Here is a 17,308-nt window from a genome sequence, read left to right on the forward strand (position 1 = left end):
ACCCCAGCTGCGGGCAGGCGTGCCGCAGGGCGGCACGGGTGGGCGCTGGGGGTCCCCCCGGCCGAAGGCTGGGGGAGGCACCCGGCAAGCGCCGGTGAGTGAAACCCCCTACGGGGTCCGCTGGGCCGGGGCCGGGGCCGGGGCCGGGGGCGTGGGGGCGGGCGGGGTGGAGGAGGCTGCTGCGATGGACTTTGCCGTGTTGGATACGGCCTTGATCCCCAGGTAGGCCGTGGTCATGCTGCTCACCGCCGTGAAGGCGGCGGTGAGGACGCCGATGATCACGGACTCGTTGCCGTTGAGCCGCCAGACGCCGAAGACCGCGACCCCGGCGATCGCGAGGTTGCTGACGACGACGGCGAGGAGGCCGTAGCGCGCACGGTCCTTCTCCAGCTGTATGTCCTGGTCCCGGCTCATCTTCCCCACCCTGGTGACGTGTTGACGCCCCAGAACCTAGCGGCGGCGGGCCACACAGCCAAGGAGATTCAGGGGTGTCCGCCGGCCGCCCTCGATTCGGCGAGCCGGGCGTCGACCTGTGCGCGGTCGTAGCCGCGGCGCACGATGTCGAAGGCGGGCGGCGCGTCCGGGGCCGTGCCCGAAGCCAGGAGCGCGAGGTAGGCATCGACCTGTGCGCGGTCGTAGCCGCGGCGGACGATCTCGAAGCCGTGGACCTCGGGTGCCATCGTGTCCCCTCTCTCCGGTCAGCCCGCCGGGAAGACGTCGTAGTCGCCCACCAGGTCCGCGTACACGTCCACGGCGGTGGTGCCGGCGTTGTAGAGGTCGATCTCGCCGTCGGTGCCGACCTTGACCAGGGCGCGGCCCGCCGCGGTGTGTCCCTTGGTGAAGTTCAGCGAGTAGACGCCGGGGCGCGAGGTGCCGTCGGGGTAGGCGACGAGGTAGCCGCTGCCGGACGGGGCGGGCACCGTGAGGTTCAGGTCGGTGGCGGTGACCCCGGTGGCGGGGACGCCGTGGGCGCCGGTGACCCTGAGCTTGAGGGTGCCGTGGGCGGCGAGCCTGGCGACCTTGCCGGTGCCGGTTCCGGTGCGGGTGTCGAGGACGCGGGCCGGGGTGACGGGCAGGAACTCCGAGCCGTTCGCGGTGGTGCCGTACCAGCCGGCGAGGTCCGCCACGAGGTTCGCCGACGCCTTGCTGCCGTTGTGCAGGACGACCTTGCCGTCGTGCACGGGGATCACGACCTGGGTGGTGGCGGTCTGGCCGGTGGTCCAGTACGGGCCGCTCACGGCGGAGCCGTTGGTGCCGTGCGTGGCGACGGTGAGGTCGCCGGACGCCTTGGTGGTGGTCGCCGTGACGTCGAGGACCACCGCGTCCGCGCCCGCCGGGACGCCGTGGGTGCCGCCGACGGCGAGGGTGACCGAGTGGCCGCCGGCGACCGGACCCCGGGTGCCGCCGGTGCCGGTGCGGGTGTCGAGCAGGCGGGCCGGGGCGGCCGGGTGGTAGGTGTCGGCGTACTGGGCGTGCGACTGGAGGCCGACCGTGGCGACGGTGACCGTCACCGCGCCGGAGCTGCCGTTGTAGAGGTCGACCGCGCCGGTCGGGGTGACCTTCACCGTGGTCTCGGCGGTGGCCGTACGGCCCGGCTCGAAGGAGATGCCGGCGGTGCCCGGACGGGTGGTGCCGTGCGCGTAGAGGGTGAGCGCGCCGCTCGCCTTCGCGTTGCCGGCGACGAGCTGGAGCTGCACCGCGTCCACGCCGTTCGAGTCGGCCCGCAGCGTGGCCGCCGAGAGCTTCAGGACGCCGTGCGCGGCGATCGTCTTCTGGGTGTCGTACTGCGGGGTCACCGCGACGAAGGTGTCGGCGGCGTGGAAGGTCGTCCTCGCGGTGGTGGTCCGGCCGAACAGGTCGGTCTGCGTCAGGGTCGCGGTGTAGGTGCCGGGGGCCGCGTACTGGTGCCGCACCTGCTGGGTGCCGGTGGGCAGGGCCAGACTCTGGTCGCTGCCGTCACCGAAGGCCAGGGTCAGGTCGTGGATCTCCCACGGGGCGGACGACGGCGGAACGGTGAACACCGCGAGCCCCGCCGCGATCTGCCCGGCCGAGGCGGTGTCCGCGGCGCCGGACAGCGACACGTTCGGTGCCTCGGCCGTCCCCGCCACGACCTGCGCGGTCTGACGGGCCGAGGAGACGCCGTCGGCGTCCGTCACGGTGGTCTTCGCCTGGTACGAGCCCGAGGAGGCGTAGATGTGGCCGATCGGCTCGCCCGCAGGGCCGGTGACGGGGGCGGTGCCGTCGCCGAAGTCGACGGAGTACGTGAGCGGCTCGCCCCAGCGGCTGATGAAGTCATCGGTGCGCACCGAGGTGCTCAGCGGCGCCAGTCCCGTCCTCGGTGACAGGCCGCCGCCGTCGGTCGGAATGGCGATGGTGTCCTGGCGCTCGAAGGCGCCCCGGTCGCGATGGGCCGCCGGGCCGGGACCCGCGTCGTCCACCAGCGGGTCGTCGACGCCCGGGGCGCCCGCGGCATCTGTGGTGAGTTCGCCGGGAGCGTCGGAGTCCGCCGAGTCGATGAGCGGGGAGCGCTCGGGCGGCGCCTCAAGCCTCGCGCCGAGACCGTCGATGTCGTGCGCGCCCTGTCCGGTCGCGTTCTGAAGCGCGGCAGCCGTGGCGTAGGGGGTCCCCGCCCAGAGGTATTCGGTACGCCGGGGGGTCGTGCCTCCCACGGTGTTCGCCGCGACGTTGTAGTCGTCGGTGACCTGTCCCGCCGAGTCGTCCGACACCGTGTACAGAGGGGTGGTGGGCGCCGGGCACGTGCTGCTCTGGAGCAGCTTCGGGGCGGAGACCACGTTGTTCTCCACCGTGCCGGAACTCCCGCCGGCCAGCGAGATTCCGGGGGCGCACGGCGAGGCGAGCGAGTTGCTCGTGACAGCCATGCCGACTGTCCCCGTCGCCGTGATCCCGCCCAGCCGCGGGTTGTCGATCACATTGGTCGTCACCGTGACCCGGGCCGCGCCCTGCGTCGTCCGTATGCCGTACGCGTATCCGCGGCCGATCGAGTTCCGTTCCACGGTCACGTCGGAGGACGTGCCGTCCACGGTGATCGCGGTTCCCGCGCCGACGTCGCTCGGCGCGGACGAGCGTGCGAAGGTCAGCCGGTCGAGGGTGATGTGATCGGATCCCGCTGACACCAGCGCATCGCCGGCGTCGTACCCGAAGACCAGCGACTGGACCCGGACGTCGTGGACGCCCTTGAGGGTCAGCGTCGGCGCCGAACCGGGTGCGGCGAGCTCTGCCCACGTGGTGCTCCCGCTGGGTGCCCCCGTGAAGGTGATCGGCGCGTCGCTGGTCCCCGATCGCGTGAGAGTCACCGCTCCCGAGTACGGGTGGGCGTCCGGCGACGTGATCCGAACCGTGTCTCCCGGCTCCACCACGTTCGCCGCGGCCTGCACGGTGCAGAAGGGCAGGCTCTGCGTCCCCGTCCCCGTGTCGCTGCACGCGACGTCATGGTTCACGTACAGCGTTCCGCCGGCCCCGGGGGCTGCCGCCGCCGTGCCGCTCCCTCCGCCGCTCATCACGCCCGCCGCGACGATCACGGCGAGGGACAGTCCTACGGCGGGGCGGGATCTGTGCATGAGGTCTCCACGGAGCGTTCGCGGGTGCGGTCACGAGAACGCCGGAGGAGGCAGGTCGGCTCAGCGTTGTCATGCAGTCGTCATGATCGCAGTCCGACTTCAAAGGAACGGCATACTCCGCCCTGGTCTTGCTCAAAAGGCAGCCCGGCGGGGCGTTTTGCCGGGCCGCTGTGCAGACTGCACGGATGAACGAGACGGTCTTTCGGTACACGCGCAGGCAGCGCCTGGCGATGTGGGCGTTCGCGGTGGGGATGGCGGCCTGGGCCGGAGCGGTGAGCGTGCGTGGCGCCAGGTACCTCGCCGACGGCCAGACCGGTGCTGCCGTGGGCCTGTGGCTCATGTTCGGGTTGATACCGACCGTGCTGTTCGTACCGCTGGCGGGGATGCCGACGGGCTGGACGCGCATCGACGCGGAGGGCCTGCGCACCCGCGGGATGACCGGGCGCCGGCGCGTGGCCTGGCGGGACATCGAGAGCATCCGCGCGCTCTCGGGCCGTGGGCGCAACAGGAGCATCACCCAGATCGGAGTCACCCGGACCGACGGCACGTCGTTCCTGCTGCCGATCCCCTTCTCCTCGGGGACGATCGCCGGGGATCCCGATTTCTACGAAAAGCTGGAGCTGATGCGCCGCGAGTGGAAAAAGCGCAGCGGGGCGGGTGAGGCGAACGGGGCGGAGGGGGCATGAGAACAGCCCCTCCGGAATCCCGGAGGGGCTGTCTGTTGTGGCTGGGGCCGGGGTCGAACCGGCGACCTATCGCTTTTCAGGCGATCGCTCGTACCAACTGAGCTACCCAGCCACGAGGTTTCACGTGAAACCCCAGCGGTCCTGACGGGATTTGAACCCGCGGCCTCCACCTTGACAGGGTGGCGAGCACTCCAAACTGCTCCACAGGACCAAGCTGTGCGTGCAACAGTGTTGCACACGATCTTGCGTGCCCCCAACGGGATTCGAACCCGTGCTACCGCCTTGAAAGGGCGGCGTCCTAGGCCGCTAGACGATGAGGGCTATCGGCCCGCCTGGGCGCCTCGTCAGCGCGTCGGGGACGTGAGAAGCATATGGGATGGCGGGGAGTATCGCCAAAACGGTTTACGGCACCGGGGGCGAGGGCGTGCCGGCCGTGCCTCGTGAGGGTGACGGGCTCTGCGCGGGGGACGCGGTCGCACCCGGTTGGTTCTCCTGCGGGAGGTGACGGCTGACCTCGGCCGTCGCCTCGCCCAGGCCGCCCAGCTTGATCTCGTCCCAGGCCTGGAGCCGGTGGCCGTCCCGGTCGAAGTAGAGGATCGAGGCCTCGATCGGGTCCGGGTACCTGCCCTCGACGGCCCGCAGCCCGCTGCCGCCCGTGGAGCCCTCCACGCGGAGCCGGGTGCCGTGTGCGAGGAGCTCCGTCTGCTCGTGGTGGAGGTGGCCCGCCAGGACCAGCGGCACCTCGCCGTCCGTCATCCGGGCCGCCGACGGCTCGTGGACGATCGCGACGTCCACCGGGGTGTCCGCCGCCCGCTGCTCCCGCAGGGCCGTGGCGAGGCGGTCCCCGGCCAGTTCCTCCGCCGCGTCGCCGCCGGGAACGGAGGAGCGGTCGGGGGTGAACTGGGGGTCGCCGATCCCGGCGAAGCGCAGCCCGGCGATCGTCTCGGCGCGGCCGTCGTCCAGGACGTGCACGTTCTTCATGCGGGAGAGGTAGCGCTGGGTGGTGCGGGAGTCGTGGTTGCCCCGGACCCAGACGTACGGCACACCCAGGTCGGCGATGGGGTCGAGGAAGCCGTTCTCGGCCGCGGTGCCGTGGTCCATGGTGTCGCCGGAGTCGACGATCACGTTCACCTTGTACTGCTCCACCAGCGAGGCGATGATCTTCCAGCTCGCGGGGTTCAGGTGGATGTCGGAGACGTGCAGGACGCGGAGGGTGGCCGGGTCCGGGGAGTAGGCGGGGAGCGTGGACGTGACGTCGTACAGCTTCGTCACGTTCGTCACCAGGCGGGCCAGTTCCTTCTGGTAGACGTCGAATTCGGTGACGATGCTGCGCGCGTTGCCCACCAGTGCCGGGGCGGAGGAGAGCAGGCCGGAGAACCTCGGCTCCAGGACCGACTCGGGGTTCCAGGTGGCGAACGCGGTGGCACCGGACGAGGCGAGCAGGGCGAGGGCGAGGCCGCCGGCGGCCAGGGCGCGGCGCGGGCGGCGGTAGACCGCGAGGCCGAGGGTGGTGGCCCCGGCGACGACGGCCACGCAGGAGCGGACGGCCAGGTCGAGGGTGCCGTGTTCGACGTCGTGGGCGACCTCGTCCTGGAGTCCGGAGAGGCGTTCGGGGTGGTCCACCAGTGCCTGGGCGCGAACCGGGTCGAGCTGGTCGACGTTGACGTCGAGGCGGACGGGGCCGGTGTGGGTGTCCAGGTAGAGGGCGCCCAGCGGGGAGACGTTGATCTTGGTGCCGCCGGTGAGGGACGGGCGCAGCGTCATCGTCGTGTCCATCGGGCCGACCTGGGCGCGGACGTTCCCGACGATCAGCAGGCCGAGCCAGGCGCCGACGAGGACGACGGCGGCCAGGCCGAGGGCGCGGCTCCAGGCGGGCGGCTGGTGCGCCTCGGGGGCGAGCTCCAGGACGGGCGGGCGGGCTCGGGTTCGGGTGCGGACGCGGGCCATTGGTGCCGTATGCCCAGGATTGCGGGCTCGTATGCGGCGGTTCGTGCCGCGGGAGGGTCCGGGGCGCCGGCGGTCAGCCCCAGCCCAGTTCGTGGAGGCGGGCGTCCCCGATACCGAAGTGGTGGGCCACCTCGTGGACGACGGTCACGGCGACTTCGTGGACCACGTCCTGCGGGGTCTCGCAATACCGCAGGGTCGGTCCCATGTAGATCGTGATGCGGTCGGGGAGGACCCCGGCGTACCACTCCCCGCGCTCGGTGAGCGGCGTCCCCTCGTACAGGCCCAGCAGCTCGGGGTCGTCGGCGGACGGCTCGTCCTCCACGAACACGGCCACGTTGTCCATGACCCGCGTCAGCTCCGGCGGGATCCGGTCCAGGGCCTCGCTCACCAGCTCTTCGAAACTGTCGCGTGTCATCTCCAGCACAGGGCCATTGTCGGGGACGAACGCGTCGAGCGGGGGTTTCCGGCTCCGCCCCCTATTGCACGCCTGTGACAGCGCACGCACAGCTCTGTCATCGCCCCTGGGAAGACTTCTGTCATCGCGAAGGGGCGGCACGGGCCGGATCGGTTCCGGGGACGGCAGGCAACTCCCGCGACGACCACTTGCCGCAGTGTCATTGATCCTGGTCATTCACCTTGGGGGGAACCCGATGTCCGCACGTTACCGTCGTCGCACCGCAGCCGCTGCCACCGGTGTCGCCGCGCTGCTGGCCGTGGCCGGCCTGTCCGCCACCGCGACGGCCGCTCCTGCCGCCAAGGCGGTGAGCGTGCCCCGGGGGCTGACCGTCAGCGACGGCACCCGGCACGTTCTCGTCGGGGGCAGGTCGATCGACTTCGGTACCGTCGTCCGCGACCTGGCCTGGAACCCGAGCGGCAGCAAGGCCGCCTTCGTCGACGGCCACGGCAACCTCGTCGTCTCCGACCCCGACGGCAGCCACCGGGTCACCGTCGCCGCCAACCCGGGCAACCAGACCTGGTCCCACCCGACCTGGCAGGTCGCCGCGGCCGACCGGACGAACGGCATCCCCGCGAAGAACAACATCATCTTCGCCGCCAAGATCCACGGCAGCACCGTGCTGGAGCGCGTCAAGGCCACTGCCAGCCACGCCAAGCCGGCCAAGATCAGCCTGTACAGCGACGACCCCGAGGCGGGCGCGCTCCCGCAGACGAACAACGCCTGGCCGAACGCCGGCGGGCCCTACGGCACGGCGGTCTACGACAACACCCGCACCGGTGAGGTCTACATCCGGGACGACTACCTGCGTCAGCAGGGCGGTGCGCTGGCCAAGGGCTCCGAGCCGGCGCTCTCCCCCGACGCGGAGGAGGTCGTCTTCGTCCGCTCGGTCGGCGGCCACGACCACCTCTTCGTCGACGACCTGACCGCCGGCACCAACGCCGTCAAGGACATCACCCCGCACGCCACCACCGACTACACCGAGCCGACCTGGTCGCCCAACGGCAAGACCATCGCCTTCCGGACCCCGAGCGGCACCTACACCGTCACCAGGACCGCACACGGGTTCGGCAGCCCGGTCAAGGCCTCCTCGCACAAGGGGCTGCCCGCCTACCGCGGCTGACCGCCGCCCGACCGGCCGTCGGACCGGGCGAGTTCGGCCCGTAGCGCCGCCAGGTGCTGGTCGGCCGTGTCGTGCGGCAGGAACTCGACCACGTCGAGGAAACGGAACAGCACCTGGGACCTGGTGACGGCGAACTCGTAGTCGGCGAACCCCACCACGGCACCCAGCTCCCCTCGCACTGCACCCCGGACGACATGCGCGGTCATGTCGTCCGGGGTTTCCGCGTTGGTGCCCCGCCGGGCGTTGGGGCGGGCCAGATACGGGCAGACCATCGAGGCGTAGAGCATGCACGCGCGGTGCCCGGGAGCCTCCAGGGTCGGCGCCAGGTTGCGGTACGGCCGCCCGGCGGTCAGCGCCTCGCCGATCGCGGAACTCTCCGCGGCGCCGACCACCCGCCACACCGGGCCCTTCGGCATCAGCGTGTCGCAGACGGAACACAGCCTGTTGCGGGCGCACTCCGCGCTGCGCCCGTAGTCGGTGAGTGCGAACTGGGGGGCGTCGCCCTCCCACGGCGTGATGGCGGGCACGGGGTAGCCGCGGCTGTCACGAGGTCTGGCCTCGACGCTCGCCGGCATGGGAACGGAGTCGAATCGCACACCCCATGGTGAACCACCCGTGCGCGCCCCCGCGACGGTCGGGGGCGAGGGTCCGGCGTTTGTCGTACGGACAGCCGTCACCTCCGGTCCGGGGGTGCGTGTCCTCTTGTGGGCGGCGGGAGTTGGGCAGATTGACTTCTTTCTGCGCCCCCGGAGGTGGCCGCCGTGCGCCCCAAGTACGTACCCGTCCGTCTGGCCGTCACGGTGATGGCGGTCGCGGCCGCCGCCGGCTGTGTGAACGTGGGGGACGACGCGGGCAGGGCGAAGCCGTCGCACTCCGCGGGGCACCGGGACGCTGGCGGGGCCGACGGCGGCGCCGGGGTCTCCGGCGAGGGCGGTGCCGGGTACGGCGGTGCGGTGGCCGACGGGAAGCGCGGGCACGGGGAGAAGGCGAAGCCGGGGGAGTCGGCGTCGGCGTCCGCGAAGCCGACGAAGGGGGCCGGCGCGGCCTCTGCCGTGCCGGCGAAGCCGGGCCAGAGCGTGGCACCGGGGGTGCCGGCCGGGCCGACGGGGGCCCCGACGACCCCCGCGCCGCCGGCGGCCTCGCCCACCCCGCCGCCGGATTCCCCCACCCCGCCGCCCCCGGCCACGGACCCCCCGTCGGCCGAGCCGTCCTCGTCGGCGCACGAGGACACGGGGACCCAGCTGGTGCAGCGGGAGCCGGCCCCGGCGGCGGGGACGCCGGCGTAGGGGGCGGCTTTGTTCGGTGCGGGGAAGAAGACGGGTGGGCCGGGTGTTGGGGAGGGCGTAGGGCTGCGCGTCCGGTCTGTTCGATCTGTGGGTCTAGAGGCTGGCGTGAGTGTCGCTGGGGCCGGGGCAAACCTGCTGTGAGCTGCGTGAATGGGGCTCGGTTTGCCTTCGGGGGTGTTGGGTGCGTATGGTGGTAGATCGTTTGATCCCATTTGCCCGGCGCCACTGCAGAGCGCGCCGTGTGGCGCGTACTCTCCCTTGCCGTGGCGGACCGCATTGAGGCGGTCGTGAGCGAATCACGGAGTTGACGGGCGCGTGCCGAAGAGACTCCGGAAGGTTTCGCATTCGCATGTCCGTGTCCAGTAATGACCAGATCGTTGTGCCCGAGAACATCCAGGACGACGAACTGGTGACCCAGGTCTCCGAGGAGACCGCTGACACCACCCCCCAGATCACCTTTGCCGACCTCGGTCTCCCCGAGGGCGTCGTGCGCAAGCTCGCGCAGAACGGCGTGACCACCCCCTTCCCGATCCAGGCCGCGACCATCCCGGACGCCCTGGTCGGCAAGGACATCCTCGGCCGTGGCCGTACCGGCTCCGGCAAGACCCTCTCGTTCGGTCTGCCCACCCTGGCCACGCTGGCCGGCGGCCGTACCGAGAAGAAGCGGCCGCGTGCCGTCATCCTCACCCCGACGCGCGAGCTGGCGATGCAGGTCGCCGACGCGCTCCAGCCCTACGGCGACGTCCTCGGCCTGAAGATGAAGGTCGTCTGCGGCGGTACGTCCATGGGCAACCAGATCTACGCCCTGGAGCGCGGCGTCGACATCCTCGTCGCCACCCCGGGCCGCCTGCGCGACATCATCAACCGCGGCGCCTGCTCCCTGGAGGACGTGCAGATCGCCGTCCTCGACGAGGCCGACCAGATGTCCGACCTGGGCTTCCTGCCCGAGGTCACCGAGCTGCTCGACCAGGTCCCGGCCGGCGGCCAGCGCATGCTCTTCTCCGCCACCATGGAGAACGAGATCTCCACGCTGGTCAAGCGCTACCTGGTCGACCCGGTCTCGCACGAGGTCGACGCCGCCCAGGGCGCGGTCACGACCATGTCCCACCACATCCTCATCGTGAAGCCCAAGGACAAGGCGCCGGTCACCGCGGCCATCGCCTCCCGCAAGGGCCGCACGATCATCTTCGTCCGCACCCAGCTGGGCGCCGACCGCGTCGCCGAGCAGCTGCGCGACTCCGGCGTGAAGGCCGACGCGCTGCACGGCGGTATGACGCAGGGGGCGCGGACGCGGACCCTGGCCGACTTCAAGGACGGTTACGTCAACGTCCTCGTCGCCACCGACGTCGCCGCCCGCGGCATCCACGTCGACGGCATCGACCTGGTGCTGAACGTCGACCCCGCCGGTGACCACAAGGACTACCTGCACCGCGCCGGCCGTACCGCCCGCGCGGGCCGCACCGGCACGGTCGTCTCGCTCTCCCTGCCGCACCAGCGCCGCCAGATCTTCCGCCTCATGGAGGACGCGGGCGTCGACGCCGGGCGTCACATCATCAACTCCGGTACGGCCTTCGAGCCCGAGGTCGCCGAGATCACCGGCGCCCGTTCGATGACCGAGGTCCAGTCCGAGTCCGCGGCCAACGCGGCGCAGCAGGCCGAGCGCGAGGTCGTCCAGCTCACCAAGGAGCTGGAGCGGGCGCAGCGCCGGGCCGCCGAGCTGCGCGAGGAGGCCGACCGCCTGGTCGCCCGGGTCGCCCGCGAGCGCGGCGAGGACCCGGAGGCGGCGGTGGCCGAGGCTGCCGCCGTGGCCGAGGCCGAGGCCGTGGTGGCGGAGCAGCCGCCGGTCGCCGAGGCGCCGGACCGTCAGGAGTCCTCCGCCTCCTCGTACGAGCGTCCGCGTCAGCAGCGCGACGAGCGGGGCAACTACGAGCGCCGTGACCGCCGTGACGAGCGTCCGTCGGGCGGTTTCCGCCGCGACGACCGCCGTGACGACCGTGGTGCCCGTTCCTTCGACCGTCGTGACGAGCGTCCCTCGGGCGGCTTCCGCCGTGACGACCGCCGTGACGGTGGCGACCGTGGCGGTTTCCGCCGTGACGAGCGTCCGTCGGGCGGTTTCCGCCGTGACGACCGCCGTGACGACCGTGGTGCCCGTTCCTTCGACCGTCGTGACGAGCGTCCCTCGGGCGGCTTCCGTCGCGACGACCGCCGTGACGACCGTCGTGACGGCGGCGACCGCGGCGACCGCGGCGGTTTCCGCCGGGACGAGCGCCGTCCGTTCGACCGTGACCGCGACGACCGTGGCGGCCGTTCCTTCGAGCGCCGCGACGACCGCGGCGGCTTCCGCCGGGACGACCGTCCGTCCGGCCACCGTGGCAGCGACCGTCCGTTCAACCGCGACCGCCGCGACGACCGCCCGGGCTTCCGCAGCGGCGGCCACAGCGGTCACGACCGCCCGTTCGGCCGTCGTGACGACCACCGCGGCTCGTCCTCCGGCCCCTCCGGCTCCTTCGGCCGCCGTGACGACAAGCCGCGCTGGAAGCGCAACGGCTGACACCGAGTGAGGTGACGAAGGGCCCGTACGACGACCTGTCGTACGGGCCCTTCCGCGTCCCGGGCCGGGGCGGTACGGACCGCCCCCGCCAACTACCCCCTGTTCACGGTCAATTCACTGTTGATGCCTGTGTGCTGGTTGTTAACATCCTTTGACTTTTGACTTCCTTGGGGGTTCCTTGAGCCGGCATGCCCGGATCGCACTCACACTCGTCGGACTGGCCGCCCTCGGCGCCGGTTCGCTGACCGCCGCGGGCACGGCCGCCGCGGACACCACCCCGACGCCGATCACGACGGGCGGCGTCTGGGGTATCGACTACGCGGGCGGCTTCCTGGCCACCGTGGAGAACGCGCCGAACGGCGACCAGTACGTGATCGGCCGGCAGATCACGGCCGACGGCTCCACGGTGCTGGACAGGACGACGCGGGGGTTCGCCGGCACGTTCGCGGGCGGCAGCCATGTCCAGCGGGTGTCCTGCGGCCAGGGCGCGCCGGGCTGCGTGCCGCTGCGCACCTTCGGCAACACCTACGTCGGCGACTTCATGGACGACGGCACCGGCAGGCAGCGGGCCCAGGTCTACCTGACCGAGAACACGCTGGACGGCGGGCCCGAGCCGACCGTCACCGGCGGCCGTTTCGTCGACGCCACCGGCCGCTTCTACGTCTACCAGGCGTCCTCCACCGGCAAGCAGTACGTCGACGCGGTGCCCGTGTACCAGACCGAGAACGTCCGGCTGACCCGGTCCGTCACCGCCGCCTCCGTGTGGGGTTCGACGCTGTGGACGCCGGGCACCGGCAACGGCGTCGTCACCGGGTACGACCTGAAGGCGAAGAAGACGGTCGCGACCGTCTCCACCGGCGCGCCCTGCACGGTGAAGGAACTTCAGGTCGTGGGCCGCTGGATCTACTGGAACTGCGGCCCGACGGGCGCCGCGGGCGTGTACGACCGTACGGCGAAGAAGAACATCAAGGTGCCCTCCGGCCCGGTGCTGGTCGGCGACGGCTACCTCGTCCAGCACGACCGGACCGCCGGCAAGTTGATGCTGACGGACTTCCACACCGGGACGGCGGCCGCGCCGCGCGCGATCGCCGACCTGCCCGCCGGGCAGAGCGCCGACCAGCGGCGGCAGACCTGGTCCGTGGACAAGTTCGGCGGCGACATCGCGTACGTCGGCCCGGACAACGTGATCCGGATCGTGCCGAGCGGGGTGCCGACGCAGCCCCTGACGGGGATCGAGTCCCAGGTGGCGGACTGGGACGAGGACGCCCGGGGCGCCACCGGCGACACCATCTGGGGCAGCGTCTGGCAGCTCAGCAAGCCCGCGAAGTGGACCTTCACCGTGAAGGACAGCCACGGGCACGCCGACCGCACCGTCAAGGGCAGCGGTACGTCGGTCGACATCGGCTGGGACGGGACCAACGACACGGGCGGCTACCCGCTCAACGGTCCGAAGACCTGGACGCTGACCGCCACCGCCGTCGAGGGCTCGGGGACGTACACGACGAGCGGGAAGTTCGGCTACACCGGCGGCACGCAGGGCTTCCACGACCAGAGCGGGTACAGCTACGGCGACCTGGCCACCCTCAGCTCCTCGGGCGGCCTGACGCTGCACGCCACCACCGGCAACGGCAGGTTCAGCGGCAACTGGGCGGCCTTCGGCTGGGCGGCGGGCACGACCGCCGTGCCCTTCGGGGACATGACCGGCGACCGGTGCTCCGAGATGCTGGTGCGGATGCCGAACGGGGAACTGCGCCGGTACACCGGCAAGTGCGCGGGCTCGTACAAGCCGTCCGACAAGCACGTCTCCCTCGGCACCGGCTGGAACGCGTACAACGTCCTCACCGCCCCCGGTGACCTCACCGGCGACGGCCGGACCGACCTGCTGGCCCGCAAGGCCGCCACCGGGGACGTCTACCTGTTCGCCGACGACGGCACCGGCAGGCTGAAGGCCGGGGTGAAGATCCGGACGTGGTCGTCGTACACGAGGATCGTCGGCGCCGGTGACCTGAACGGCGACGGCTTCGGGGACGTGCTGGCGGTCGACAAGGCCGGGACGCTGTGGCGTTACGACGGCACCGGGACGGGCCAGGTGAAGGAGCGGGTGCAGGTCGCCGCGCACTGGAACGCCTCGTACAACGCGGTCGTGGGCGTCGGCGACATCACCGGGGACGGAAAGAACGACCTGGTGATGCGGGACACCGCCGGCAACCTGTACCGGCAGACGGGCACGGGCAAGGGCACGTTCGCGGCGCGCGTGAAGATCGCGACGGGCTGGCAGGGCTACAAGGCGCTCTTCTGAGCCCTGTTCAGGCTTCTGTTCAACTCTCAGCTCAAGTCTGTGCTCAAGCCTGTGCCAAGGCTGCTGTTCAGGCTGCCGAGGTCTGTTTCCGGGCCGTTCCAGCCTGTTTTCGGCCACGCTGTGACGCATGTCACGCCCCCAGTGAGGGAATCGCTGGGGGCATGACAGATGACGCGACAGCCAAGTCGCCCTCAGGCGCAGCCCCCGGCGCGCTCTCCGACGAGGAGCGGCTCGCCCAGCTCGGCTACACCCAGGTCCTGGCCCGCCGTATGTCGGCCTTCTCGAACTACGCGGTCTCCTTCACGATCATCTCGGTCCTCTCCGGCTGTCTCACCCTCTACCTCTTCGGCATGGTCACCGGCGGCCCGGCCGTGATCACCTGGGGCTGGGTGGCCGTAGGCCTGATGACCCTCTTCGTAGGCCTCTCGATGGCCGAAATCTGCTCCGCCTATCCCACCTCGGCGGGCCTCTACTTCTGGGCCCACCGTCTGGCCCCGCCCCGCAGCGCGGCCGCCTGGGCCTGGTTCACGGGCTGGTTCAACGTGCTCGGCCAGGTGGCGGTGACGGCGGGCATCGACTTCGGCGCCGCGTCCTTCCTCGGCGCGTACCTGAACCTGCAGTTCGACTTCAAGGTCACCCCGGGCCGGACGATCCTCCTCTTCGCGGGGATCCTCGTCCTGCACGGCCTCCTCAACACCTTCGGCGTCCGCATAGTCGCCTTCCTGAACAGCGTCAGCGTGTGGTGGCACGTGCTGGGGGTCGCGGTCATCGTCGGCGCGCTGACCTTCGTCCCCGACCACCACCAGTCGGCGTCCTTCGTCTTCACGAAGTTCGTGAACGGGACGGGCTGGAGCAGCGGCCCGTACGTGGTCCTCCTCGGCCTCCTGATGGCCCAGTACACCTTCACGGGCTACGACGCCTCGGCCCACATGACCGAGGAGACCCACGACGCGTCCACGGCCGGCCCGAAGGGCATCGTCCGCTCGATCTGGACCTCGTGGATAGCCGGCTTCGTCCTCCTGCTCGGCTTCACGTTCGCGATCCAGTCGTACGACAAGGAGTTGGCGTCCCCGACCGGCGCGCCCCCGGCCCAGATCCTCCTGGACGCGCTCGGCGCCACCTCCGGCAAGCTTCTCCTCCTCGTCGTCATCGGCGCCCAGCTCTTCTGCGGCATGGCCTCGGTGACGGCCAACAGCCGCATGATCTACGCCTTCTCCCGCGACGGCGCGCTGCCCTTCTCCCGCGTCTGGCACACGGTCAGCCCCCGCACCCGCACCCCCGTGGCGGCCGTCTGGCTGGCGGCGCTCTCCGCCCTCGCCCTGGGCCTGCCCTACCTGATCAACTACACGGCCTACGCCGCCGTGACCTCGATCGCGGTGATCGGCCTGTACGTGGCGTACGTGATCCCGACGCTGCTGCGGGTACGGAAGGGCGACGCCTTCGAGCGGGGTCCCTGGCACCTGGGCCGCTGGTCGATCGTCATCGGCGTGATCTCGGTGACGTGGGTCGTGATCATCACCGTCCTCTTCATGCTCCCGCAGGTCTCCCCGGTCACCTGGAAGTCCTTCAACTACGCCCCGGTCGCCGTCCTGGCCGTCCTCGGCTTCGCCGCGATCTGGTGGCAGGTCTCGGCCCGCCACTGGTTCCTCAACCCCGGCAGAGCGCATGCGGAGGACTCCGCCGAACTGGTCGATCGCTGACCCACCGGACCCCGTCCGTCCCACTTCTGTCACGCGACGCGGCCATGACCCCGATACCCGATCGGCGAGACGCCTCCCTCCGGCTATGCTCGGGGAGGCAACATCGCCTGGGCCGTTAGCTCAATTGGCAGAGCAGTGGACTTTTAATCCATTGGTTGTGGGTTCGAGTCCCACACGGCCTACCGGATCGCCCCCAGCTCAGAGGTACTTCGAGCTGGGGGCGAAGTCGTTCCCGGGCGCCTTCGGGGCCGTGTGCCCGCCCGCTGCCGGCCCGGGAGAACAGCCAGAACGCACCGCCCGGTCGCTGTGGATCCTGGGCCGAAGGCCGCACGCCTCTCGTACACGCCCGGTCGCGGCTACGTGCGCCGTCGAATTGCCGCACTTGCGGTATGCATATGCCCGAATACGGTGAGTGGTGACATTTGGGGTGGTCCGGTGCGCCGACGTCGCGCCGGACCGCCCATTCCGTGCGACTCAAGGAGCACCCAGATGCAGCCACACCCGCAGGACCTGCGCGCGGAGGCGACCTACCGTGACGATGGTGACGTCAGGCTGGAAGGCATCTCACTGACCTGGCGGATCGGTGCGAACGGTCCCGACCAGGGCATGACGGAGCCGCCCGACTGGAACAACGGACATCCGGACTATCCGCACCACTACGAGGTGTGGCTGGACGGGCGGCTGGCGCAGACGGTGGATCTGTACTGGGTGACCTGGTATCCCCATTGGCAGTCGGCGAACCGGCACTGGGTGTGCCTGGGGGAGGCCCCTGCCCGCGAGGTACGGGTGAAGATCCGGGCCCGGCACGCGGACGGCTCGTGGGGGCCGTTCACGGACGAACTCACCGTCGACACGTCCACCTCCACGCCCTACAGCGTGCACATCCCCGCCCGCACCGAGGAGCGCGCGGAGGGCGGCCGGGAGCGGCACGGGAGTCTGGAGTTCCCGGTCAGCCGGGCGATCCGGGCGATCCGGGACGAGGACCCCGCGCCGATCTGCCGGAAGGCGCGCGAGCTGAACACCTCGACCACCTGGCAGGAAGTGGTGCCTCCCGGCACGGTTGGCAACCCGCCATGGAACGAGGCCCGCGGGTACCTGGAGTACCGCAAGTTCTTCCAGGGCGCCGACGTGGCGTCGGCTGCGAATCCCGCCTTCAAGGGCCTGGATCTGGCCGGCGGGGACGGCCTGGGCGACTGGCCGATCAGCACGCTGGAGGCCGTCGACGGCCGGCACACCTTCACCTACAACTACCGGCAGAACCACATGGGCCCGAAGTGGACGCACCAGTGGTTCATCACCGCAGAGGGCTGGGACCCGGCGCAGGGGATCTCCTGGGACGTACTGGAGCCGACGCCCTTCATGGTCGAGTACCACGGCAGCGGCACGCACGCCGATCCGGAGCTGCAGTACACGACCGAGGCACTGGCGTCCCGGCGGGGACGGCACGCCATCGTCAACATCTGGGGCGGCGGCGACGCCGGCCACGAGTCCAAGGGCGAGTTCTTCGTCAGCGTCTCCGACGTCGAGTTCCGCTGACACATCCCCCCCGGCCGTCCGCGGCCGTTCCCGCCCGCGCGGCGGCCGCTTCGATCGGCCGCGGGGAAGCCCCCTGAAGGCGGTCCGTCGGGCGTCAGGTGCGGGTGTACGCCGGCCGGGCGTCAACGTCCGTTCCGTGCACGCCTAC

The 17,308-nt window shown here is 71.3% G+C and carries 13 protein-coding genes and 4 tRNA genes; 8 read left to right on the plus strand and 9 right to left on the minus strand.

Annotation, left to right across the window (positions count from 1 at the left end):
- Positions 1–108 precede the first annotated feature (108 nt).
- From ACFZB3_RS45485 to ACFZB3_RS45495, 3 genes are all read right to left on the minus strand, one after another.
- Positions 109–414, minus strand: a complete 306-nt coding sequence (locus ACFZB3_RS45485; RefSeq protein ID WP_391388803.1) for a hypothetical protein — start codon at positions 412–414, stop codon at positions 109–111.
- Between the two features lie 68 nt (positions 415–482).
- Positions 483–680: a DivIVA domain-containing protein gene (locus ACFZB3_RS45490; protein WP_391388806.1), complete on the minus strand. Its 198-nt coding sequence runs from the start codon at positions 678–680 to the stop codon at positions 483–485.
- Positions 681–698: 18 nt separating this feature from the next.
- Positions 699–3,578, minus strand: a complete 2,880-nt coding sequence (locus ACFZB3_RS45495; RefSeq protein ID WP_391388809.1) for a PKD domain-containing protein — start codon at positions 3,576–3,578, stop codon at positions 699–701.
- A gap of 185 nt (positions 3,579–3,763) precedes the next feature.
- On the opposite strand from ACFZB3_RS45495, the gene ACFZB3_RS45500 reads away from it, so the two are divergent.
- Positions 3,764–4,264, plus strand: a complete 501-nt coding sequence (locus ACFZB3_RS45500) for a PH domain-containing protein (RefSeq protein ID WP_391388811.1) — start codon at positions 3,764–3,766, stop codon at positions 4,262–4,264.
- Positions 4,265–4,302: 38 nt separating this feature from the next.
- Here ACFZB3_RS45500 and ACFZB3_RS45505 read toward each other — a convergent pair.
- The 5 genes from ACFZB3_RS45505 to ACFZB3_RS45525 form a co-directional block, all read right to left on the minus strand.
- Positions 4,303–4,376, minus strand: a tRNA-Phe gene (locus tag ACFZB3_RS45505).
- Positions 4,377–4,400: 24 nt separating this feature from the next.
- Positions 4,401–4,475, minus strand: a tRNA-Asp gene (locus ACFZB3_RS45510).
- 37 nt (positions 4,476–4,512) lie between these two features.
- Positions 4,513–4,585: transfer RNA gene (locus ACFZB3_RS45515), tRNA-Glu, on the minus strand.
- 81 nt (positions 4,586–4,666) lie between these two features.
- Positions 4,667–6,211 (minus strand): metallophosphoesterase, encoded by a 1,545-nt coding sequence (locus ACFZB3_RS45520; protein WP_391388815.1) that lies wholly within the window; start codon positions 6,209–6,211, stop codon positions 4,667–4,669.
- A gap of 73 nt (positions 6,212–6,284) precedes the next feature.
- Positions 6,285–6,635, minus strand: coding sequence for a metallopeptidase family protein (locus ACFZB3_RS45525; protein WP_391388818.1), 351 nt, complete (start codon positions 6,633–6,635; stop codon positions 6,285–6,287).
- 226 nt (positions 6,636–6,861) lie between these two features.
- Here ACFZB3_RS45525 and ACFZB3_RS45530 point away from each other — a divergent pair, with 226 nt between their 5' ends.
- Positions 6,862–7,788, plus strand: a complete 927-nt coding sequence (locus ACFZB3_RS45530) for a TolB family protein (protein ID WP_391388821.1) — start codon at positions 6,862–6,864, stop codon at positions 7,786–7,788.
- On the opposite strand, the gene ACFZB3_RS45535 is transcribed toward ACFZB3_RS45530, so the two are convergent.
- Positions 7,776–8,363: a hypothetical protein gene (locus tag ACFZB3_RS45535; protein ID WP_391388824.1), complete on the minus strand. Its 588-nt coding sequence runs from the start codon at positions 8,361–8,363 to the stop codon at positions 7,776–7,778. The genes ACFZB3_RS45530 and ACFZB3_RS45535 overlap by 13 nt on opposite strands.
- A 186-nt stretch (positions 8,364–8,549) precedes the next feature.
- Between ACFZB3_RS45535 and ACFZB3_RS45540 the strand changes: the two genes are divergently transcribed.
- The 6 genes from ACFZB3_RS45540 (at position 8,550) to ACFZB3_RS45565 (ending at position 17,160) form a co-directional block, all read left to right on the plus strand.
- Positions 8,550–9,074, plus strand: a complete 525-nt coding sequence (locus ACFZB3_RS45540) for a hypothetical protein (protein ID WP_391388827.1) — start codon at positions 8,550–8,552, stop codon at positions 9,072–9,074.
- 349 nt (positions 9,075–9,423) lie between these two features.
- Entirely contained in the window at positions 9,424–11,625 is a 2,202-nt protein-coding gene (locus ACFZB3_RS45545) for a DEAD/DEAH box helicase (protein ID WP_391388830.1), read from the plus strand.
- Between the two features lie 178 nt (positions 11,626–11,803).
- On the plus strand, positions 11,804–13,924 hold the full coding sequence (locus ACFZB3_RS45550) for an FG-GAP-like repeat-containing protein (RefSeq protein ID WP_391388833.1): 2,121 nt from the start codon (positions 11,804–11,806) through the stop codon (positions 13,922–13,924).
- A 161-nt stretch (positions 13,925–14,085) separates the two neighbouring features.
- A complete protein-coding gene (locus ACFZB3_RS45555) occupies positions 14,086–15,624 on the plus strand; it encodes an amino acid permease (protein ID WP_391388836.1) in 1,539 nt (512 codons plus the stop codon).
- A gap of 109 nt (positions 15,625–15,733) precedes the next feature.
- Positions 15,734–15,806, plus strand: a tRNA-Lys gene (locus ACFZB3_RS45560).
- Positions 15,807–16,113: 307 nt separating this feature from the next.
- Positions 16,114–17,160: a lytic polysaccharide monooxygenase gene (locus tag ACFZB3_RS45565; protein WP_391388839.1), complete on the plus strand. Its 1,047-nt coding sequence runs from the start codon at positions 16,114–16,116 to the stop codon at positions 17,158–17,160.
- Positions 17,161–17,308: the final 148 nt, after the last annotated feature.

Origin of the sequence: Streptomyces sp. NPDC008092 (assembly GCF_042957285.1) — a bacterium.
In the GTDB taxonomy this organism is placed as follows: Bacteria; Actinomycetota; Actinomycetes; order Streptomycetales; family Streptomycetaceae; genus Streptomyces.